Below are 19,907 nucleotides of genomic sequence, written 5' to 3'. Positions count from 1 at the left end.
GCTCAGCGCGTGCCCGCGATCCGGGGGAACGCCTTGTGCACGCCCACGGCGATGACCGCGGCGAGCACCACCTTGAGCAGGTCGCCGGGCCAGAACACGAGGTCGGCCAGGAACGCGTCCTGGAAGGGCAGGCGCGCGTTGACCACCAGGCCGAGGATGCCGCCGATCCGGATCACCACGAACCCGGCCAGGGCCGCGGCCACCAGCCGCAGGGTGTAGGTGCCGGTGCGCTCGTAGCGGGCGTTGGTGGCGCCGCCGTCGTTGGCCCGGCGGGCCGGGATCAGCCACTGGGCCACGTAGCCGGCCGCGGCCGCGGCGAACGGGAAGGCCAGGATGTAGCCCGCCGAGGGCCCGGCGAGCACGCCGAAGCCGCCGCGGAAGCCCGCGAACACCGGCACGCCGATCAGGCCCACCAGGACGTACAACGCCACGGCCAGGAGCCCGCGGGTGCCGCCCAGGACCAGGCCGGTCAGGAACACGGCGAGGGTCTGCAGGGTCAGCGGCACCCCCGCCGCGCCCAGGGGGATCCCGGGGAGCACGGACAGGGCGGCCGTGAGGGCGGCGAACACGGCGATGTTCGCGAGGTCCTCGGCGGTGATGGTGCGGCGGCGCTCGACGTTGGTCATGGCACCCAGACTAGGGCTTGCGGGCCCCCGGGGCGGAACCGGTGTCCTCGTCCTGCGCGGGCGCCGCGCCGCCGGCGTCGTCGCGCTGCCGGACGGCGTCGCGCTCCGTGGCCCCGAAGCGCCCGCCCAGGGCCTGCTGGTAGCGCATTCGCTGGTACTTCCAGCGCTCGGCCATGGTGGCCTTGGCCTCGACGCGGTCCTTCTGGTTCACCGGGTCCGGGCCGAGCACCGGGTCGTCGCCGACCTGGTAGCGGTTGGACCAGACCTGGATGACGGCCCACGCCACGGCGGTGTACGGCACGGCCAGGATGGCGCCGAAGATGCCGCCGACCAGCGTGCCGACGGTCAGGGCGAGCAGCACCATGAGCGCGTGCAGGCTGAGGGTGCGGCCCATGATGATGGGCTGCAGGATGTTGCCCTCGATCTGGTTCACCGCGACGATCACGACGACCACCGCGAGGGCGATGACCGGCCCGTTGGTGACCAGGGCGACCAGGGCGGCGATGATGCCCGCGATGGTGGCGCCGACCACCGGGATGAACGCGGTGACGAACACGAGGACCGCGAGGGGGATCGCCAGGGGGACGCCCAGGACGAGCAGCGCGCCCCCGATGAGCACGGCGTCCACCGCCGCCACGAACGCCGTTCCGCGGACGTAGCCGCCGAGCACCTGCGCGCTGCGGTCCACGGACTCCGCGAGCTTGGCCCGGCGCTCGCCGCGGAACCAGCGCAGCGTGAAGTTCCACATCTTCTCGCCGTCCTTGAGGCAGAAGAAGAGCACCACGATCATCAGCACCAGGCCGGTCACGAACTCGGTGGCGGCGCCCAGGCCGCTGAGGGCGCCGCCCGCGAAGGAGCCGCTGGTGACGAAGTCCCCGGCCTGCTGGACGGCGGAGTCGATGGCGGCCGTGTCGACGGGGATCGGCCCGGACTGCACGAGGCGCTGCAGCTCCTGCCAGCCCTCCACCGCCGAGGCCGTGAGCGTGTCCCACTCGCTGCGCACGGCGAGCACGATGCCGGTGAGCACCCCGCCGACGAGTGCCAGGATCCCGAGGAAGGCGGCGAGGGTGGCCAGCAGGTTGGACCAGCCCTTGCGCTCGAGCCACTTCACGACCGGTCCCACGGCGGAGGCCAGGATGAGCGCGACGAGCACGGCGATCAGCACGACCTTGACCTGCAGCAGGATCCAGATCAGCCCGACCACCACGGCGGCGACGAGCAGCGTCTGGGCGGCGCGGGAACCGGCCCGGCCGAGGGAGTCCGCCCAGGGGCTGACGGCGGGGGCGAGGGCCTGGGTGGCCTCCTCGAAGCCGGCGGGCTCGACCCCGGGGCCCATGGCGGGGGCCGCGCTGGTGCCGGGGTCGGCCTGACCGCCGAGGAAGCGCTCGGCGTGCAGCGGCGCGGCACTCGAGCCTCCGGACGACGTGCTGTGCTGCTCGGGGCGTGGGGAATTTCCCATGCGGGCGCTCCTCGGGGCGTGGGTGGCGAAGGGAAGACGGGCACCGCGGAAGGGACGACGGCGATCGAGCCAACACTAAGGCGACTGTTGGAGGGCTGTCCAACGGTGCCCGCGCGCGCGGGCCGGTGGGCTCAGCGGGGGTCGTCGACGACGAAGACCGCGGTGAGCACGTGCCGGCGCCGCACGACCACGTCCTGCATCAGCGCGGGAGCCTCGTCGAAGGGCACGACGTCGCTGATCAGGTGCTCGCGGATCTCGCCGCCGTGGGCGGCCAGCAGGCGGATGGTCTCCGCGGACAGCCGCTGCCGGTCCCAGGTGTGGGCGAGACCGCGGGGGACCCGGCCGATCTGTGCGCAGCGCAGGCTCAGCCCGTTGTGGTGGAACTCCTCGCCCAGCCGCACCGCGTCCGCGCCCGCGGTGTAGAACGCCAGGTCGATGACGCTGCCCTGCGGCCGGACCGCGCGCAGCGCCGCGTGCAGGGCCTCGGGCTTGCCGCGGCACTGGAACACGAGGTCCGCGCCGTGGTCGCCCGGCCCGTGCCGCCAGCGGGTCTTGAGCACCCGGCCGGGGTCGTCGGCGATGTCCAGGGGGAAGAAGCCCAGCCGCTCGGCGAGCGCTCGCCGTCGGGGGTCGGCGTCGGCGACGGCGACCTCGCGCGCGCCGAGGGCGCGGGCGAACAGGGCCGTCATGAGACCCACCGGGCCCGCGCCCGTGACCAGCACGAGCCGCCCGGCGACCCCGTCGCCGAGCCCGCGGACCGGTCCCGCGTCCGCCGCGGCGTGCAGCAGCCCGTTGGCGCAGATGGGGCCGAAGTGGGCGACGAACACGCCGAGCAGGGGGTCCAGCGCCTCCGGCAGCGGCACCAGGTGCTCGGTGAGCGGGTCGGCGACGTGGGCGGTGGCGTGGCCGTAGGCCGTGGCGAGCACGTCGCCGGCCCTGAACGCCGGCGTGCGGGAGCTCGCCACCCGGGCGACCTCCATGTAGCCCAGGCGGCGCACCGGGTAGCCCTGCTCCGCGGCACCGGGCCGGAACAGCCCGAGCTCGGTGTCGTGCCGGGAGTGCAGCCCCGGGTGGTCGCCCTTGACGAAGGCCAGCTCCGTGCCCGCGGACAGCCCCGTGGCGAGGGTCTCCAGCAGCACGCCGCCGTCCGGGACCGCGGGCAGCTCCTCCTCCACGATCTCGATCCGGTGGCGGGCGGGGACGACGAGGTTGCGGCGGGCTCTCACGGCTCACCCGCCGGTCCCACGCGGTCCGGTCCCACGCGGTCCGGTCCCACGCGGTCCGGGTCCGCCAGGGCGACGGGCCGCCCGGTGCGCGCCGAGTCGGCGATCGCGCACGCGAGCCGGTGGGTGCGCAGCGCCTCGCCGTAGGGTGCGCGGGTGGACTCGCGCTCGCCGCGCACCGCCTCGAGGAACTCCCGGTCGACGGTCACCCTCGGGTCCTCGGCGGGGGTGTGCTCGGAGCGGTCCCGCGTGCCGTAGGCGGTGAGGCCCTGCTCCGAGAGCTCCAGGTAGAGCCCGCGGCTCACGGTGTGCAGGGCGGCGCGGTGCTTGACCGCGAGCGCCGACGTCGCGGCGAGCGTGGCGACGGCCCCGGAGCGGAAGCGCACGGTCGCGGCGGTGGCGTCGTCGACGTCGCCGTAGTCCTGCGGCGCCCCGTCAGGGGCCCTGCGGATCCCGGCGGCGTACACCTCGACGGCCTCGCCCAGCAGGAAGCGCGCGGTGTCCAGCACGTGGGTGAGCTGCTCCACGACCTGGCCGCCCGAGCGGTCCGTCCGCCCCCACCACGGCACGGGCGGGCGCTTGTCCAGCCAGTAGCCGTTGGCCAGCAGCGGGGGCGCCTCGGCGAGGAGCTCCCGGGCCAGCACGGCGGTGTCGAGGCAGCGCCAGTGGTAGCCGGTGCCCGTGACCACCCCGCTTTCCTCGACCCGGGCACCGATCTGCTCGGCGACGTCCAGGCCCAGTCCCACGGGCTTCTCCACGAACAGCGCCTTGCCGCGCTCCAGGGCGGCGAGCTCGGCGGGCCCGTGGGCGAACGGCGGCACGCAGACGTAGACGGCGTCGGCCGCCACGGCGTCGAGGGCCTGCGCGGGGTCGTCGAACGCGGGGACGTCCAGCTCACCGGCCAGGGCGGTGGCGGCGGGCAGGTGCGCGTCCGTCACCCCGACCACGCGCGCCCCGCCGAGCCCGTGCAGCACGTCGACGTGGCGCCGGGCCACGGAGCCGGCCCCGACGAGGGCGATCTTCAGCGTCATGCGGGGTTCTCCTCCAGGAGCCGGTGGTACAGGTCCAGGTAGCGCCGGGCCATGCCCGCCGGCGTCCACTGCTCGGCGGCGTCCCGGCAGGTCTGCGGGTCGATGCTGTCCAGGTCCCGCAGGTGCTCGACCAGGTCGTCCTCCGCCGCGGCCAGGAACCCGGTGCGGCCGTGCTCCACCAGGGAGGGCAGCACCCCCAGGGGGGTCCCCACGACGGGCACCCCCCGGGACAGCGCCTCGACGACACCGGTGGCCCCCGGTTCGGCCCAGCGGTTGGGCGTCAGCAGGGCGCGGGCCGAGCGCAGCAGCCGCTCCTTGCGCTCGCCCGCCACCCCGCCCACCCAGGCCACCGACGTCCCGTCGACCAGCGGCCGGACCGACTCGAGCCAGTACCGGACGTCGGGGTGGGAGCGCAGCGCCTCGTCGCCGTCGGCGAGGCGCCGCTCCAGCTCCTCGGGGTCGTCGATGCCGGCCACGGGCCCGGCCAGCACCAGCGGGATCCCCGCCCGCCGGCAGACGCGGGCGGCGGTGTCCTGGCCCTTGTCGGCGGTGATCCGGGCCAGCACCAGCGCGTGCTCGCTCCGGGGCGCGTCCACGGGCAGCCCCGGGGGCGCGGCCAGCGGCACCACCCCCAGCGTCTGCCGCCGCAGGTTGGCCGGCGCCCGCTCGAGCTGGGACGCGGAGACCGCCGCGAACCGCACCCGGCCCCGTCCGTCGAACGCCGAGTAGAACTCGGGGTGCTTGCGGAGATCCCAGTGCAGGGTCTGCAGCACCGGTGGGGCCGCCGTGCCCATCGCGCCCAGCACGGACGGTCCCACGACCTCCAGGTGGTCGTGCACGAGGTCCCACCGCCGCGGTCCCCGCAGCGCGTCCACGAGGCCCTGCATGTGCGCGTGGGCGATGCCCGAAACCCGGTTGTAGGGCATCGCGATGGAGCGGAACGCGGGCTCGGGCAGGGGGCGCAGGTGGTCGTCGGCCTCGAGCGTGCTGGGGCCCACCGTGGCGAGGGTGACGTGGACGCCGGCGCGCCGGAGCTCCGGCACCAGGGTGGCGACCACCGTCTCGATCCCGCCGTAGCCGGACGGGGGCACGGGCAGCCAGGGGCCCGCGTTGACGAGCACCCGCAGCGCGCTCATGCGACGCGGCCGGCCGGCTGCGCCCGGTACTCGGGCACGTGCACCATGGGCGGGCGCTCGCGGACGCTGACGTCGTGGACCTCGGCGAGGAAGCGCTCCCCCTGGCGCAGGAACTGCGTGAGGCGCCCGCTCTCGTCGGCGACGGGGGAGTCGCAGCGCAGCCGCGCCTGGACCGTCAGCTGGATCTGGGCGGCCATGCGGGCCAGGGCGGCGTCGGAGGAGTTCCGGTGGGACCGGACACCCAGGTCCACCTGCGCCATCGCGTCCAGGCCCACGGCCTCCAGCACGTCGATGAGCATCGCGATCTCCACCCCGTACCCGGAGACGAACGGCACCCGTTCGAGCAGGCTCCGGCGTCCCGCGTACTCCCCGGCCAGCGGCTGGACCAGCCCCGCAAGCTGCGGCCAGAACAGGTTCAGCAGCGGGCGGGCCACGAGCTCGGTGACGCGCCCACCGCCCGCCGGCATCACCGTGGCGCCGTCGTGCAGCGGGCGGTCGTAGCAGCTCTTGACGAACTGCACCCCCGGCTCGGTCAGCAGCGGCCCCAGCAGCCCCACGGCGAACTGCGGGTCGAACTCCCGCAGGTCCGAGTCCACGAACGCGAGCACGTCCCCGGTGGTCACGGCCAGGGACTTCCACAGCGCCTCGCCCTTGCCGGGGACGTTGCCGTGGGCGGGCAGGATGTCGGCCTGCCGGTGGACCCGGGCCCCGGCCGCCGCGGCGACCGCCCCCGTGCCGTCCGTCGAGTCCGAGTCGATGACGACGAGCTCGTCGATCAGCGCCACGTCCTCCATGAGCGTGCGACGCAGCGCGGCGACGATCGCGCCCACGGTCTCGGCCTCGTTGCGGGCCGGGAGCACCACACTGACCGTGCTGCCGCGCTTCCGGCGGCAGAGCTGCTCCGCGGACCACTGGCTGCCGTGGTAGCTGCGGGTGGTGAACCACTGCTGGACGTCCTGTCGCATGCTGCCCGCTTCCGACGATGAGAAATACTGGAAGGAGACTGACCAGTTGACGTCGGACACTACCCAGCGACGGACCCGCCGAGAAGAGTCCGCCCGGAGTCGGGCGATTGTGTCGGGCGAATGTGTCAGCCTCCGGGCCCGGACCGCGGAGAAGGCGCCCGTCCGGCACGTGAGCAAGAACGCGGACCCGGCCCGCTGCGCGGGGTGCCGCCGCGGAACGGGGACCGGTAGAATGGACAGGTTGCCCGGTCAGGGCACCCACTCCTCACCACTGCCTCCCGAAAGGTCTCCTCCGTGATCACTGTCCAGAACCTCGAACTGCGTGCCGGTGCGCGGCTGCTCATGGACGAGGTCAACTTCCGGGTGGACAAGGGGGACAAGATCGGCCTGGTCGGGCGCAACGGCGCCGGCAAGACCACGATGACCAAGGTCCTCGCCGGGGAGACCCTGCCCGCGGGCGGGACGGTCACGCGCACCGGGGCCATCGGCTACCTCCCGCAGGACCCCAAGGTCGAGGACATGGAGCAGCTGGCCCGGGACCGCATCCTCTCCGCCCGCAACCTCGCGGGCGTCGTCGCCCGCCTGCGCCAGGCCGAGCAGGACATGGCCTCCGAGGACGACGCCGTGCGCAACAAGGCCATGCGCGGCTACGACCGGCTCGAGTCGGAGTTCCTCGCCGGCGGCGGCTACGCCGCGGAGTCCGAGGCCGCGACGATCACGTCCAACCTGGACCTGCCCGAGCGGATCCTCGACCAGCCGCTGCGCACCCTCTCCGGCGGGCAGCGCCGTCGCGTGGAGCTGGCCCGCATCCTGTTCTCGGACGCCGACATCATGCTCCTCGACGAGCCCACCAACCACCTGGACGCCGACTCCGTGGTGTGGCTGCGGGACTTCCTGAAGAACTTCCAGGGCGGGCTGCTGGTGATCAGCCACGACGTGGAGCTGATGGAGATGGTGGTCAACAAGGTCCTGTACCTGGACGCCAACCGCTGCGTCATCGACCTGTACAACATGGGCTGGAAGAACTACCTGCTGCAGCGCGAGCAGGACGCCCACCGCCGCAAGCGCGAGTACGCCAACGCGGAGAAGAAGGCCACCGCGCTGATGGACCAGGCCAACAAGATGCGCGCCAAGGCCAGCAAGGCCGTGGCCGCCCAGCAGATGATCAAGCGCGCCGAGCGGCTCATGAACGGCCTCGAGGGCGAGCGCCAGGCGGACAAGGTCGCGAACATCCGCTTCCCGAAGCCCGCCGACTGCGGCAAGACCCCGCTGACCGCCCGGGACCTGTCCAAGTCCTACGGCTCCCTCGAGATCTTCAACGACGTGGACCTGGCCATCGACCGGGGCTCCCGGGTGGTCATCCTCGGGTTCAACGGTGCCGGCAAGACCACGCTGCTGCGGATGCTGGCGGGCGAGGCCCAGCCGGACACCGGTGAGGTGGTCCCGGGGCACGGCCTCAAGCTCGGCTACTTCGCCCAGGAGCACGACACCCTGGACCCGGACCGGACGGTGCTGGAGAACATGCGCTCCGCCGCCCCGGACCTCGCCGACACTGAGGTCCGCAACGTCCTGGGCTCGTTCCTGTTCCAGGGCGACGACGTGTCCAAGCCGGCCGGGGTGCTCTCCGGCGGCGAGAAGACCCGCCTGGCGCTGGCGACCCTCGTGGCCTCCTCCGCCAACGTGCTGCTGCTCGACGAGCCGACCAACAACCTAGACCCGGCCTCCCGCCGGGAGATCCTCAACGCGCTGCGCACCTACGAGGGCGCGGTCGTGCTCGTCTCCCACGACGAGGGCGCGGTCGAGGCGCTGGACCCCGAGCGCGTGGTGATCCTGCCCGACGGCACCGAGGACCTGTGGAGCCAGGAGTACCAGGACCTCATCTCCCTGGCCTGACGGCGGGCGCCCCTCGCGACGTCAGTCGCGGGCGGCGGAGGTGCGCTCGCGCTCCAGGGCGTCCAGCATCGCGTCCTCCTCGTCCTCCCACGTGGGGCCGGAGCGCCGGCGCTGCGGCCGGGGCCGCATGAGCGACCTCAGGTGGGCCGGCATGTCGTCGGCCATCTCGAGCTGGCGGACGACGAGCTCCTCGTCGCCCTCGCCGATGTAGTTGCCGTCCTCGTCGTAGAACCGTGCGAGCCGGCGCTCCATCTCCTGGGCGAACTGGCGGTCCCAGGCGTCGTTGCGGGCCTGCTGGCGGGCGGCGTAGCCCCAGGCCACGAAGAACAGCGCCGCGAACGCGTACCACTGCAACGAGTAGGACAGGTGCGGCCCGGAGTCGATCTCCGGCTCCGGAGCCGGCGCGGGGGCCGCCGCGGGGGCCGGGTCCTCGGCGAAGACCTCGCCGTAGGCCGCCGCCCCGATCGGCCGGTCCCAGCGCTCGCGCAGCTCCTCGAGGTCGATCGAGGCGATCTGCCCCGCGGGGGCGCCGCGGCTGACGGCCGGCTCCCCGGGCTGGAGCCGGGCGGTGACCGTGACCTGGCCGGCGGGCGGGGCCGGCACCTCGTCCGGCATCCCGTTGGCCGCCTCGCCCGTGGGGATCCAGCCGCGGTCGAGGACCACGACGTCCCCGTCCTGCGTGCGGAACGGGACGAGGACCTCGTAGCCGACGCGTCCGTCCTGCGGCCTGTTGCGGACCAGCACCTGGTCCTCGGGCAGGTACTCGCCCGTGAGCTCGACGGGGTGCCAGGTGAGGCGCTCGTCGTGGGCGGCGAACTGCTCGGCGGCGGCCGCCCCGGTCAGGGGCTCGGCGCGGTAGTTCTGCGTGATCTTGGCGTTCTCGCCGACCAGGTGGTCGTTGCGGTCCATCTGCCAGCCGCCCAGGTACACCGAGACCACGGCGGCGGCGCAGGCGAGGAGGAAGAAGCCGAGCCACTTGCCGCTGAGCAGGAAACGGTAGTCGTTCATCCCCGGCCCTCCTGCGCGGGGCCGGCGTCGGCGAGGGGGACGGTGTCCTTCCAGAAGCCGCGCGCGCCGAGGAACTGCTCGAGGTCGCCGCGGTGCTCCGGGCACGCCAGCCACGTCTTGCGGCGCTCCGGGGCGTGGATGCGCGGGTTGTTCCAGCGGATCTGCCACGCGGCGTCCGCGCGGCAGCCCTTGCGTGAGCACTGCGGGGTGTCGGGCCCGGCCGGGGGAGCGTCGGCGCCTCGCGGGGACAGCGATCCGAGCAGGTCGAACTCCACGGCGGTCGTGCTCCTCAGGGTCTTCGGCGGGTCCCGGTACGGCCCGCGGCGGGCTCAGGCCGCTCCGCGGCGCCGGGTGGTGTCGTCCTCGACAGTAGCGGAGGAAGCCGGGTCCCCGCTGGGAGCGGTCGTGCTCCCGCGGCCGTCCGGGGCGGGGTCGTCCTCGCGGTGCCCGGCGACGAACTCGCCCTCGAGCACGAAGTCGATCGCCAGGGGCGGGGCCGGCGGCCGCGGCTCGGGGGCGGCGGCCAGCGCCGGCGCGGCGGGCGGCTCGTAGTACTGGCTCGTCCGAGCAGAGCGGTCGTTGCTGTTGGCCAGCAGCACCGCCATCCACGGCAGCACGGCGACGCCCAGGATCGCGACGCCGCGCACCCAGATGTTGTCGACCGCGACGAACACGATGAGGCACACGATGCGCAGGCCCATCTGGATGCTGTAGACCTTCATCCGGTGGCCCATGTCCTGGGTGTGCGGCTCCGCTGTGGCGGTGATGGAGTGGACGTCGTCCTGGCCGGCGGCCTCGCCGGTCGTGAGATAGCGCTTGCTCATGGTCCTCCCAACAGACAATCAAGTATCTCACCGGGGTCCGACATCGAGAAGGCGGTCCTCCGGGGCTACCGTCCGGTCGCCCGCGGCGACCGGTACGATTGGGGGGATTTCCCCGCGGGCCGGCGCCGACCGGCGTGCCGCGCACCCGCGACCCACGACCGAAAGGCCCCCTTCCCATGGCAGACGAGCAGCGCAGCCCGGCCCCCCGCACCGTCCTCGTGACCGGCGGCAACCGCGGGATCGGACGGGCCATCGCCCAGGCGTTCCAGGACGCCGGGGACAACGTGGCCGTCACCTACCGCTCCGGCGAGGCGCCCGAGGGCTTCTTCGCGGTGCAGGCCGACGTCACCGACTCCGCGTCGATCGACGCCGCGTACAAGGCCGTCGAGGCCGAGTTCGGCCCGGTCGAGGTCGTCGTGGCCAACGCCGGGATCACCCGGGACACCCTGCTGCTTCGGATGAAGGAGCAGGACTTCCAGGACGTCGTGGACACCAACCTCACCGGCGCGTTCCGCGTGGTGCAGCGCGCCGCCAAGGGGTTCATGCGCCTCAAGCGCGGGCGCGTGGTCCTCATCTCCTCCGTGGTCGGGCTCTACGGCTCGCCCGGGCAGGTCAACTACGCCGCGTCCAAGGCCGGCCTGGTCGGCATCGCCCGGTCGATCACCCGGGAGCTGGGCGGGCGCAACGTGACCGCCAACGTCGTCGCCCCCGGGTTCATCAACACGGAGATGACCGCGGCGCTGCCGGAGGACACCCAGAAGAACTACCTCGCCTCGATCCCGGCCGGCCGGTTCGCCGAGCCGGATGAGGTCGCCGCCGTCGTGCGCTGGATCGCCTCCGACGAGGCGAAGTACATCTCCGGCGCCGTCATCCCCGTGGACGGCGGCCTCGGCATGGGCCACTGAGCCCCGCCGCCCCCTGATCCCCGCACGTTCCACCGAAGGAGCACCATGAGTTCACTTGCAGGCAAGACCGCCGTCGTCACCGGGTCCTCGCGCGGCGTCGGCGCCGACACCGCGAAGCTGCTGGCCGGGGAGGGCGCCAACGTGGTCGTCAACTACCGGCAGAAGGCGCCCCGCGCCAACAAGGTCGTCAAGGAGATCGAGGCGGCCGGCGGGAAGGCCATCGCCGTCCAGGCGGACATGACCGAGCCCGAGGACGTCCGCAACCTGTTCGCCCGCGCCGTGGAGGCCTTCGGCGGGGTGGACGTGCTCGTGCTCAACGCCTCCGGGGGCATGGAGACGGACCTCGGTGAGGACTACGCGCTCAAGCTCAACCGGGACGCGCAGAACGACACCCTCAGCGCCGCGCTGGAGCACCTGCCCGAGGGCGGGCGCGTGGTCTTCGTGACCAGCCACCAGGCGCACTTCATCAACGACGTCGAGACCATGCCGGAGTACGTGGAGGTCGCCAGGTCCAAGCGCGCCGGTGAGGACACCCTCACCGCCCGCATCCCGGAGCTGACCGGGAAGGGCATCACGTTCGTGGTGGTCTCCGGCGACATGATCGAGGGCACCGTGACCGCGACCCTGCTCAACCGGGCCCGTCCGGGGGCGCTCGAGGAGCGCCGCGAGGCCGCCGGCAAGCTCTACTCCGTGCAGGAGTTCGCCGAGGAGATCGCCCGCATGGTCACCGCGGACGTCCCCACCGGGCACGTCGAGCTCGTCGGCGGCGCCGACGACTTCCTGGCGAAGGCCGGTCGCCGCTAGGCCCACGGCTCCCGGCGACGGCGGGGCGGTCACCCTCCCGGGTGACCGCCCCGCGGCCGTCCCCGCCGGGACCGGCGGCGGCGCGAAACCGTCCGCAATGTGACGCCGTCCGCCCTCCGGGGGTGCTAATCATGGACTCCACGGCACGAGGCCGATCGCGCCTCGGCCAGGAGCACCTCCGCGCGGTGCGGAGCCGAGCGAGGAGCCACCATGACCCCACAGCCCACCGGACGCCTCGACACCGGCGGTCACCTCGTCCTCACCCGCACGTTCCGCGCCCCCGTCGAGGAGGTCTGGGCCGCGGTGACGGACTCCGCCCGGCTGGCCCGGTGGTACGGGGCGTGGAGCGGGGACCCGGCCACCGGGCGCGTCGAGGTGCTGCTGACGGTCGAGAACCTGGACGAGCCCGAGCCCCTGCTGATCCGCCGCTGCGACCCGCCCCGGCACCTGGCGCTCACCCTGGGCACGGCGGCCGACGCCTGGCGCGTGGACCTCGACCTCCAGGACGACGACGGCGCCACCGTCCTGCGGCTCACCCACCGGTACCCGGACCCCGACGAGGTGGAGTCGGTGGGGCCCGGCTGGGAGTACTACCTGGACCGGCTCGTGGCCGCCGAGACCGGCGGGGACCCGGACGCCGTCGACTTCGCCCGGGACTACCACCCCGCGATGTCCGGGCACTACCGGCCGCTCGCCGAGCAGCTCCGGGCCCGGGACTGATCCCGGCCGGGCGGGCCTCACCCGGGGTTGGGGCTCGCGATCTGGATGAGGTTGCCGCAGGTGTCGTCGAGCACCGCGGTGGTGTACGGGCCCGAGACCGTGGGCTCCTGGACGAAGTGCACGCCGCGCTCGCGCAGCCGCTCGTACTCCGCCCGCACGTCCTTGACCCCGAAGCTCGTGAACGGGATGCCGTCGGCCACGAGCGCGGCCTTGAACGGTCCCACGGCGGGGTGCTCGGAGGGCTCGAGCACCAGCTCGACGCCCTCGGGCGCCTGGGGCGAGACCACGGTGAGCCAGCGGGCGCCGCCGGCGGGGACGTCGTGCTTGACCATGAAGCCGAGCTTGCCGGTGTAGAACAGCAGCGCCTGCTGCTGGTCGTCGACGAAGACGCTGGTGTGGGTGATGCGCATGGGACGCTCCTTCTCGGGTCGGGCGGCGCGGGGCGCGTCAGGAGCCGGCGTCGCCGACGCTGAACATCCAGTGGATGCCGAACCGGTCGGTGCACATCCCGAACAGGCCGCCCCAGGGGGCCTCCTCGAGCGGCATCGTGACGGTCCCACCCGCGCTCAGTGCCTCCCACCAGCCGCGCATCACGGACTCGTCGTCCCCGCTCACGGAGACCGAGACGTTGTCGCCGACGGTCAGGTCCATGCTGTTCGGGGTGTCGGCGGCCATCAGGACCATGCCGGTCCCGGTGGTGAGCATCGAGTGCATCACCTTGTCCTGCTCCGCGGGGTCGTCGCTGGCCCCGTACTCGCTGAACCGGCTGACCGACAGCTCCCCGCCGAACACGGATCGGTAGAAGGTCATCGCCTCCTCGGCCGTGTCCCGGAACGAGAAGTAGGGATTGAGCAGCATGGGCATGGCCGGGCCTTCCGCGTCGATCGGTCGATGCTCCCATCATGACGCCGTCCGCGGCGCGGGGGAAGCAACCCTGGGAAGCCGCCGGAGGGGTGCGTAACCTGGTGCGCATGAGCAGAACGCAGTACTACGTGGCGGCCAGCGCCGACGGGTACATCGCCGACCGGGAGAACCACCTCGACTGGCTGCTGCAGTACGGATTCGAGGCCTACCAGGAGCACTACGACGCGTTCCTGGCCGACGTCGGCGCGCTCGCGATGGGCGCGAGCACGTACGAGTTCGTCCTCGACCAGGGGGACTGGGCCTACGGGGACCTGCCGGTCTGGGTCTTCACCCACCGCGAGCTGCCGCGGCCGGCGGGGGCGGACCTGACGTTCGTCAGCGGGCCGGTCACGCTGCACGCCGAGGCCCTGGTCGCGGCCGCGGGCGAGCGGAACCTGTGGGTGGTGGGCGGCGGGAAGCTCGCGGCCCAGTTCGCGGACGCCGGTCTGCTCGACGAGCTGTGGCTGACCTGCATGCCGATCGTGCTGGGCGGAGGACATCCCGTCCTGCCGACCGCGGCGGCGCGCGACCTGCGGCTCCAGCGCACCACCCACTTCGAGGGCGGCGCGGTGGAGCTGCGCTACGTCCTGCAGGGCCCGGACCGGCAGGTGTGGCCGGAGTAGCCGCCCTCCGTTGTCGAGCCGGGGGCCGAGGACTACACTTCCTGCCACGCCCTCGGCGGCCGCTCCGCCGCTCCACCGGGGCCCGAGCGCCCCTCGTCGCAGGAACTCGCCATGAGCACCCACCCTCCGGTCACCGGTGACCGCGCGACCGACCGGGTCCTCCGCGACCTCGCGGGGCATCTCACCGGCGCCCTGATCGGACCGCAGGACCCCGGCTACGACGACGCGCGACGGGTCTGGAACGGCATGGTCGACGTCCGTCCGCGCGCCCTCGTCCGGGCCGGCTCCGTGGCCGACGCCGACCTCGTCCTGGCGACCGCCCGGAGAACCGGACTGCCGCTGGCCGTGCGGGGCGGCGGGCACAACATCGCGGGGCACAGCACGGTCGCCGACGGTCTCGTCCTGGACCTCGGCGGTCTGCGCGGTGTCGTCGTCGATCCGGCGGCGCGACTCGTGACCGCCCAGCCGGGGGCCACCCTCGCCCACGTGGATCGGGCGACGGCTCCGCACGGCCTCGCCGTTCCGCTCGGGGTGGTCGGCGGCACGGGCGTCGCCGGTCTCACCCTCGGCGGCGGCATCGGATGGCTGACCCGCACCCACGGCCTGACCATCGACAACCTGGTGTCCGCGGAGGTCGTGACCGCCGCGGGGGAACACCTGCACGTCGACGAGGCCGAGCACCCCGAGCTCCTCTGGGGACTGCGCGGCGGGGGCGGGAACTTCGGCGTGGTCACCTCCTTCCGGTACCGGGCCCACCCGCTGGCGTCCCCCGTGCTGGTGGGCGGCCTCGCCTACCGCCGCCCGCGGTGGGAGCACGCGCTGGCGGCCTTCGAGGCCTGGACGCGGGAGCTCCCGGACGAGATGAACACCATCGTGTCCTTCGTGGTGCTCCCGCCGGAGTACGGGCTCGGGCCCGAGGTGCTCATGACCGTCGGGGTCGCCTGGGCCTCGCCGCAGCACGGAGCCGGCCTCGAGCTCGTCGACCGGTTGCGCGCGGCGGCGCCGCCCGACCTCGAGACCGTGGGCCTGGTGCCCTGGACCGTGTGGCAGACGGCGAAGGACCCGGTCTTCCCGACCGGCTCCCGGGGCTACTGGAAGAACGTGGCGTTCAGCCGCCTGGACGAGGAGGTCGTCTCCGCGCTCGTGGCCGTGGCCTCCGAGATCACCTGGGTGGGCAGCGGCATCAACCTGCACTACCTCCGGGGCGCCTTCGGCCGGGTGCCCGAGGACGCGACGGCGTGGCCCAGCCGCGCCGCGCGGTTCTGGGTGAACATCTTCGGTTTCTGGCGCGACCCGGCCGACGACGTCCGGCTCACGGCGTACGCCCGGACGGTGCACGCGGCTCTGAAACCCTTCGCGGAGCAGGGCCAGTACGTCAACTTCCTGGGGGCGGAGACCGGCGGAGACCCGGTGGCGGCGGCGCGGCAGGCCTACGGGCGCGACAAGCACGAGCGGCTGGTCGAGCTGAAGAACCGCTTCGATCCGGAGAACATGTTCCGCGGCAACCACAACATCGTCCCGACGGCGTCCCGCTGACTCCTGCCGCGGCGCGAGACCCGGACGGCGGGCCCGGGGTCCTCAGGGCGCGGCCGCCGGGCGCGGCAGCCCGTACCAGGCCGCGGCATTGTCGTGCAGCACGGCCGCCGCGGCGCCGGCGCCCAGGGTCTCGGCGACCAGCGCGACGTCCGCGTCCCGGAACGGGCGCTCCGCCCGGGTGCTCGGCAGATCGGTGCCGAAGAGCAGGGCGGTCGGGTCCACGGCGTGGACCCGGCGCAGGGCGTCCGGCACGTCGAGGTCGACGCGCCCGAAGCCCGTGGCCTTGACCTTCACGCCCCGCTCGACGAGCTCGAGCAGCCGCGGCAGCCCCGCCGCGCTCATGCCGAGGTGGTCGACGCCGGCCCGCGGCAGGCGCCGCAGCACGGGGGCGAGGTGCTCCAGGGCGGCGGCGTCCGCGTAGAACTCGGCGTGCCACCCGGCGAGGTCGTGCACCCGCCGGGCGAGCCGCTCGATGCCGGCAGGGTCCGCGTCGGCGCCGCGGCGGAGGGTGAAGCGCACCGCCCGCACCCCGGCCCCGTGGAGCTCGCGCACCTGCTCGTCCGGGACGGTGGGCGGCAGCTGGGTCACGCCGACGAATCCGGGGCCGAGCTCCGCCAGCGCCGAGCGCAGCCACTCCTGGGCGTGGCCCTGGAAGGAGCCGCTGACCACGGCCCCGCCCGCCACGCCCAGCCCCCGGACCCTGCGCCGGTAGTCCCCGACCGTGAAGGTCGGCGGCAGGTACCCCTGGTTGGGCACCAGCGGGAACCGCGGGTCGACCACGTGCAGGTGGGCGTCGATCATGCGGTCATTCTGCCCGAGACCGTGGGGCGGTGCGCGGGGGCCGGCCGGTCCGGCGGCGCGACCGGGGTGGCGCCCACCCTCGTTGCTTCCGCACACATACACTGCATGCCTGTGACCACCACTGCCCTGACCCCCGACCACGTGCTCCAGGCCGCCGAGGAGGCCCTCGACCGGGCCCGGCGCAGCTACGCCCGGAAGCTGCTGCGCCTGGTGGCCGCCGAGCTGACGCGCCGCCACCCCGACGCGGTGCGCCTGGACGTGCTCGGTCACGACGGTGACCAGGAGTTCTTCGTCGACGCCCTGCGCGACGCGGCAGGCGACTACGTCTGGGGCGACCCGGGCCGGGTCGTGGTGGTGCGCGAGACGGCCGACGACGAGCTCGGCGGCACCGTCACGGTCGCCGCGCGGGACGTGCGCGAGCTCGTGGGCCGCGCCCTGGACGCCTACGACGGGCCGCTGGAGCGGCTGCTGCACCACGACGAGCAGAGCGACACCTACTGGTTGGACCTGACCGCGCTCTGACCGGCGCCGGACCGTCCCGGCCGCGGCGGCCGTGCCCGGGTAGTGCGGATCATTCCTCGTAGGGAGGCCACAGGCTGACCCCCAGCCGCACCTCGAGGCGGGCGATGGTGTACCCGTCCGGCCAGACGTGCCCGTCCAGGATCCGGGACAGCGCCGTGTGGTCGACACCAGTGAGCGCCCCCAGCTCCCGCAGCGTCCGGGACCCCGCGGCCGCCCGCAAATTCAGCGCGAACAGCCTCGCCCGCTCCGCCACCGGGTCGCCGCAGATCTCGTCCGGCCAGGAGAGACACTGGTCCTGTGGTTCCGGTCGCACCCTGCTCGCCATGGCGGGCAGTCTAGGGACCGGCCCTGAGCATGAACCTGGGATCAGGAGGCCGCGGGCCCGTAGCGGTGCTCCGGGCGGCCCGTGCTCCCGTAGCGGAGCTGGATCTCGACCGACCCGTCCTCGGCCAGTGCGGAGAGGTAGCGCTGGGCGGTGGCCCGGGAGATGCCGACCTTCCGGGCGATCTCCGCGGCCGAGAGGGGCACCCCGGCCTCCAGGGCCGCCAGGACCGAGCCCTCCGTCGCGGACCGGGTGCGCTCGCCGGGGGAGGCGGTCTCGCCCGGGTGCAGGGCGTGCAGGGCGCGGTCCACGGTCTCCTGCGTCAGCGCGTCCCGGTCGGTGAGCAGCCGGCGGTACCGGGCGTAGGCCCGCAGGGTGCGCGCCAGCCGCTCGTTCGGGAACGGCTTGATGAGGTAGGCGAGCGCGCCGCGGCGGACGGCGGTCCGCACGGAGGCCGGGTCGGCCGCCGCGGTGAGCATGATGACGTCCACATCGAGGGCCCGCAGCAGGTCCAGGCCGAGCGCGTCGGGCAGGTAGACGTCCAGCAGCACGAGGTCGGGCTGGTGGGCGTGGACGGTGCGCATCGCCTGCTCGGCGGTGCCCACGGGGGTCAGCGCCGTGAAGCCCGGCACGGCGTTGACGAAGCCGGCGTGCAGCCGTCCCACGTGGAAGTCGTCGTCGACCACGAGGACCACCAGGTCGTCGCTCATCCTGCACCTCCTGATCTGCCGGCGGACCGTTCGCCGCCGACGTCGGCCCCGGGCCCGGGCCCGGGGTCGCGGACCACGGTACCGGGCAGGCGGGCGCAGAAGACGGCTCCCGGCCCGCCGGGGCGTCCGGGATCGGCCACCCACACCTCCCCGCCGCGCCGGCGGGCCAGCTCCCGGCTCAGGGACAGGCCGAAGCCCTGGCCGTGGACGTCGGGCAGCACGGCGAACGGCGGTGCGCCCCCGTCCCCGGATCCGCCGGAGGGAACGGCGGTGGACCAGCCCTGGGCGAAGATCGGCTCGGGGTCCGCCACGGGGAGCCCGTCGCCGGAGTCGGCCACGACGAGGTGCAGGGTGCCCTCCCCGCCGGCCCAGTCGTCGAGCAGCTCGACCTCGACCCAGCGGTCTCCCGCCGCGCCCTGGACCGCGGCGCGGACGGCGTTGTCCACGAGGCTGCCGATCACGGTGGTGACGTCCTGCGGGTCCGTGATGCGGCCGCGGACGAGGGTGTCGGCGCCGATGCGCAGGCTCACGCCGCGCTCGGCGGCCTCGACGCTCTTGGCCCCCAGGAAGGCCTGCAGGTAGGGATCACGCAGCAGCTGTGCCCCCTCGGCGGGGTAGCTGAGGGGGCCGGTCTCGGTCACCTCGGCCACGTACCGGCGGGCCTCCTCGGCGTCGCCGATCGCGAGCAGCCCCGCGATGGTGTGCAGGCGGTTGGCGAACTCGTGGCGCTGGGCGCGCAGGGCGGTGCTGAGGGCGCCGACGGCGTCGAGCTGGCGGGTCAGGGACTGGAGCTCGGTGCGGTCCCGGATCAGGACCACCCAGCCCAGCGGGGGCAGGCCCGGGCGGTCGGGGCGGACGGCGCGGGCGGAGAGGATCAGCACGTGCCGGCCGACGACCTGCTCCACGGCCGGGGACGCGGGGGTCGCCGCGGCGAGCAGCGCCGCGAAGGACGCCGGCAGGCCCGCCTCGGCCAGCGGGGTCCCCACGAGCCGGGCGGGCTCCGCGACGCCCAGCAGCCGTCCCGCCTCGGCGTTGACCACGGTGATGCGGTGCTCGGGGGAGATGCCGATGACGCCCTCATCGACCCCGCGCAGCACCGCCTCCTGGTCCTGGGCGAGCGTGGCGATCTCCTCGGGCTCCAGGCCGAGGGTGAGGCGCTTGAGCCGGCGCGCGATCGCCGCGGAGGCGGCCGCGCCGAGGCCGAGGGCGCCCACGGCGGTGGCGGCCACGGGGGTGATGTCCTCCCGCAGGGTGGCGAGCATGTCCGTGCGGGAGATCCCCACGCTGACGGCGCCCACCACGGCGGCGTCCGTTCCCGGGGCGTACACCGGGACCTTGGCCCGGGCGGAGCGCCCCAGGGTGCCGCGCTCCTGGCTCGTGACCTCCCGCCCGGCCAGGGCCTCGGTGGGGTCCGTGCTGACGGGCAGGCCCAGCTGCTCGGGATTGGGGTGGGAGAGCCGCAGCCCGGTGTCGTCGGTGATCACCACGAAGAGGGAGTCCGTGCGGTCGCGGATCCCCTCCGCGGCGGTCTGCAGGGCGCCCCCGGACAACACCTCCGGGTCGAGGTCCGCGGGACCGGCGTCGACCAGCTCCGCCACGCCGGCGCGGACGTCGTCGTCGGCGGCGACCGACCGGGCGATGGACAGCGCCTGGCCCTCGGCGTCGCGGCCCAGCCGCTCGTAGGTCAGCCAGGCGTAGACGCCCCCGCACAGGGCGACGACGAGGGTCACCACGGCGAGGTGCAGCAGCATCATCCGGGCCAGGAAGCCGGGGCGCTGCCGGGGCGCACCGGGTGCCGTCACTGTCTCTCCTCGGGGCCGGGCGCGGTCTCGTGCTCGAGGGCCGCGCGTGCTGCATCCCACTCTACGACCCGGGTCGGCCGCCGGGAGCGGGGTC

At 74.2% G+C, this 19,907-nt stretch carries 22 protein-coding genes; 7 read left to right on the top strand and 15 right to left on the bottom strand.

Going from position 1 to position 19,907, the window contains the following annotated elements; genetic code table 11:
* Positions 1-2: 2 nt before the first annotated feature.
* The 6 genes from RF644_RS08700 to RF644_RS08675 form a co-directional block, all read right to left on the bottom strand.
* The gene (locus RF644_RS08700) at positions 3-626 is read right to left on the bottom strand and encodes a biotin transporter BioY (protein ID WP_017834295.1); all 624 of its coding nucleotides are present in this window, start codon (positions 624-626) and stop codon (positions 3-5) included.
* 10 nt (positions 627-636) lie between these two features.
* Positions 637-2,085, bottom strand: a complete 1,449-nt coding sequence (locus tag RF644_RS08695; RefSeq protein WP_368796234.1) for an AI-2E family transporter — start codon at positions 2,083-2,085, stop codon at positions 637-639.
* A 131-nt stretch (positions 2,086-2,216) separates the two neighbouring features.
* Positions 2,217-3,311: a zinc-binding alcohol dehydrogenase gene (locus tag RF644_RS08690; protein ID WP_035923959.1), complete on the bottom strand. Its 1,095-nt coding sequence runs from the start codon at positions 3,309-3,311 to the stop codon at positions 2,217-2,219.
* Complete coding sequence (locus RF644_RS08685) at positions 3,308-4,339, bottom strand: Gfo/Idh/MocA family protein (protein ID WP_368796233.1); 1,032 nt, start codon at positions 4,337-4,339, stop codon at positions 3,308-3,310. Before RF644_RS08685 ends, RF644_RS08690 begins: the two co-directional genes overlap by 4 nt.
* Positions 4,336-5,475 carry a glycosyltransferase gene (locus RF644_RS08680; RefSeq protein ID WP_368796232.1) on the bottom strand — a complete coding sequence of 380 codons (1,140 nt, stop codon included), beginning with the start codon at positions 5,473-5,475 and terminating at the stop codon, positions 4,336-4,338. Before RF644_RS08680 ends, RF644_RS08685 begins: the two co-directional genes overlap by 4 nt.
* On the bottom strand, positions 5,472-6,440 hold the full coding sequence (locus RF644_RS08675) for a glucosyl-3-phosphoglycerate synthase (RefSeq protein ID WP_368796231.1): 969 nt from the start codon (positions 6,438-6,440) through the stop codon (positions 5,472-5,474). Before RF644_RS08675 ends, RF644_RS08680 begins: the two co-directional genes overlap by 4 nt.
* Positions 6,441-6,734: 294 nt before the next feature.
* Here RF644_RS08675 and abc-f point away from each other — a divergent pair, with 294 nt between their 5' ends.
* Complete coding sequence (gene abc-f / locus RF644_RS08670) at positions 6,735-8,333, top strand: ribosomal protection-like ABC-F family protein (RefSeq protein ID WP_109222751.1); 1,599 nt, start codon at positions 6,735-6,737, stop codon at positions 8,331-8,333.
* A 21-nt stretch (positions 8,334-8,354) separates the two neighbouring features.
* Here the strand turns inward: abc-f and RF644_RS08665 are convergent, their stop codons facing one another.
* From RF644_RS08665 to RF644_RS08655, 3 genes are read right to left on the bottom strand one after another with little or no spacing between them, the layout of a single operon-like run.
* On the bottom strand, positions 8,355-9,341 hold the full coding sequence (locus RF644_RS08665) for an SURF1 family protein (protein ID WP_368796230.1): 987 nt from the start codon (positions 9,339-9,341) through the stop codon (positions 8,355-8,357).
* Positions 9,338-9,616 carry a hypothetical protein gene (locus tag RF644_RS08660; protein WP_144836087.1) on the bottom strand — a complete coding sequence of 93 codons (279 nt, stop codon included), beginning with the start codon at positions 9,614-9,616 and terminating at the stop codon, positions 9,338-9,340. The genes RF644_RS08665 and RF644_RS08660 overlap by 4 nt, the downstream gene beginning before the upstream one ends.
* Positions 9,617-9,670: 54 nt before the next feature.
* On the bottom strand, positions 9,671-10,165 hold the full coding sequence (locus tag RF644_RS08655) for a DUF3099 domain-containing protein (RefSeq protein ID WP_368796229.1): 495 nt from the start codon (positions 10,163-10,165) through the stop codon (positions 9,671-9,673).
* A gap of 176 nt (positions 10,166-10,341) precedes the next feature.
* Here RF644_RS08655 and RF644_RS08650 point away from each other — a divergent pair, with 176 nt between their 5' ends.
* From RF644_RS08650 to RF644_RS08640, 3 genes are all read left to right on the top strand, one after another.
* A complete protein-coding gene (locus tag RF644_RS08650) occupies positions 10,342-11,070 on the top strand; it encodes a beta-ketoacyl-ACP reductase (protein ID WP_368796228.1) in 729 nt (242 codons plus the stop codon).
* Positions 11,071-11,115: 45 nt separating this feature from the next.
* The gene (locus RF644_RS08645; RefSeq protein WP_095651521.1) at positions 11,116-11,874 is read left to right on the top strand and encodes an SDR family oxidoreductase; all 759 of its coding nucleotides are present in this window, start codon (positions 11,116-11,118) and stop codon (positions 11,872-11,874) included.
* A gap of 210 nt (positions 11,875-12,084) precedes the next feature.
* Positions 12,085-12,594 carry an SRPBCC family protein gene (locus RF644_RS08640; RefSeq protein ID WP_368796227.1) on the top strand — a complete coding sequence of 170 codons (510 nt, stop codon included), beginning with the start codon at positions 12,085-12,087 and terminating at the stop codon, positions 12,592-12,594.
* A gap of 17 nt (positions 12,595-12,611) precedes the next feature.
* Here RF644_RS08640 and RF644_RS08635 read toward each other — a convergent pair whose 3' ends face one another.
* Together RF644_RS08635 and RF644_RS08630 are read right to left on the bottom strand one after the other, a co-directional pair.
* Complete coding sequence (locus tag RF644_RS08635; RefSeq protein ID WP_368796226.1) at positions 12,612-13,004, bottom strand: VOC family protein; 393 nt, start codon at positions 13,002-13,004, stop codon at positions 12,612-12,614.
* Positions 13,005-13,041: 37 nt separating this feature from the next.
* Complete coding sequence (locus RF644_RS08630; RefSeq protein ID WP_368796225.1) at positions 13,042-13,458, bottom strand: VOC family protein; 417 nt, start codon at positions 13,456-13,458, stop codon at positions 13,042-13,044.
* 107 nt (positions 13,459-13,565) lie between these two features.
* On the opposite strand from RF644_RS08630, the gene RF644_RS08625 reads away from it, so the two are divergent.
* Both RF644_RS08625 and RF644_RS08620 read left to right on the top strand, forming a co-directional pair.
* On the top strand, positions 13,566-14,120 hold the full coding sequence (locus tag RF644_RS08625; protein ID WP_368796224.1) for a dihydrofolate reductase family protein: 555 nt from the start codon (positions 13,566-13,568) through the stop codon (positions 14,118-14,120).
* A 111-nt stretch (positions 14,121-14,231) separates the two neighbouring features.
* Positions 14,232-15,656, top strand: a complete 1,425-nt coding sequence (locus RF644_RS08620) for an FAD-binding oxidoreductase (RefSeq protein ID WP_368796223.1) — start codon at positions 14,232-14,234, stop codon at positions 15,654-15,656.
* Between the two features lie 42 nt (positions 15,657-15,698).
* Here RF644_RS08620 and RF644_RS08615 read toward each other — a convergent pair whose 3' ends face one another.
* A complete protein-coding gene (locus tag RF644_RS08615; protein ID WP_368796222.1) occupies positions 15,699-16,457 on the bottom strand; it encodes an amidohydrolase in 759 nt (252 codons plus the stop codon).
* A gap of 111 nt (positions 16,458-16,568) precedes the next feature.
* Here RF644_RS08615 and RF644_RS08610 point away from each other — a divergent pair, with 111 nt between their 5' ends.
* Complete coding sequence (locus tag RF644_RS08610; RefSeq protein WP_368796221.1) at positions 16,569-16,979, top strand: hypothetical protein; 411 nt, start codon at positions 16,569-16,571, stop codon at positions 16,977-16,979.
* Between the two features lie 49 nt (positions 16,980-17,028).
* Here the strand turns inward: RF644_RS08610 and RF644_RS08605 are convergent, their stop codons facing one another.
* Genes RF644_RS08605 through RF644_RS08595 form a run of 3 tightly spaced genes read right to left on the bottom strand, consistent with a single transcriptional unit; the run spans position 17,029 to position 19,813 of the window.
* Positions 17,029-17,292 (bottom strand): multiprotein-bridging factor 1 family protein, encoded by a 264-nt coding sequence (locus RF644_RS08605; protein ID WP_368796220.1) that lies wholly within the window; start codon positions 17,290-17,292, stop codon positions 17,029-17,031.
* Between the two features lie 53 nt (positions 17,293-17,345).
* Positions 17,346-18,011, bottom strand: a complete 666-nt coding sequence (locus RF644_RS08600) for a response regulator (protein WP_017834353.1) — start codon at positions 18,009-18,011, stop codon at positions 17,346-17,348.
* Positions 18,008-19,813 carry an ATP-binding protein gene (locus tag RF644_RS08595; RefSeq protein WP_368796219.1) on the bottom strand — a complete coding sequence of 602 codons (1,806 nt, stop codon included), beginning with the start codon at positions 19,811-19,813 and terminating at the stop codon, positions 18,008-18,010. The genes RF644_RS08600 and RF644_RS08595 overlap by 4 nt, the downstream gene beginning before the upstream one ends.
* Positions 19,814-19,907: the final 94 nt, after the last annotated feature.

The sequence above is a fragment of the Kocuria sp. CPCC 205258 genome (assembly GCF_040981005.1).
In the GTDB taxonomy this organism is placed as follows: domain Bacteria; phylum Actinomycetota; class Actinomycetes; order Actinomycetales; family Micrococcaceae; genus Kocuria; species Kocuria rosea.
The sequence above is the reverse complement of the archived record's forward strand: the minus strand, read 5'-3'. Positions and strand labels throughout refer to the sequence as shown.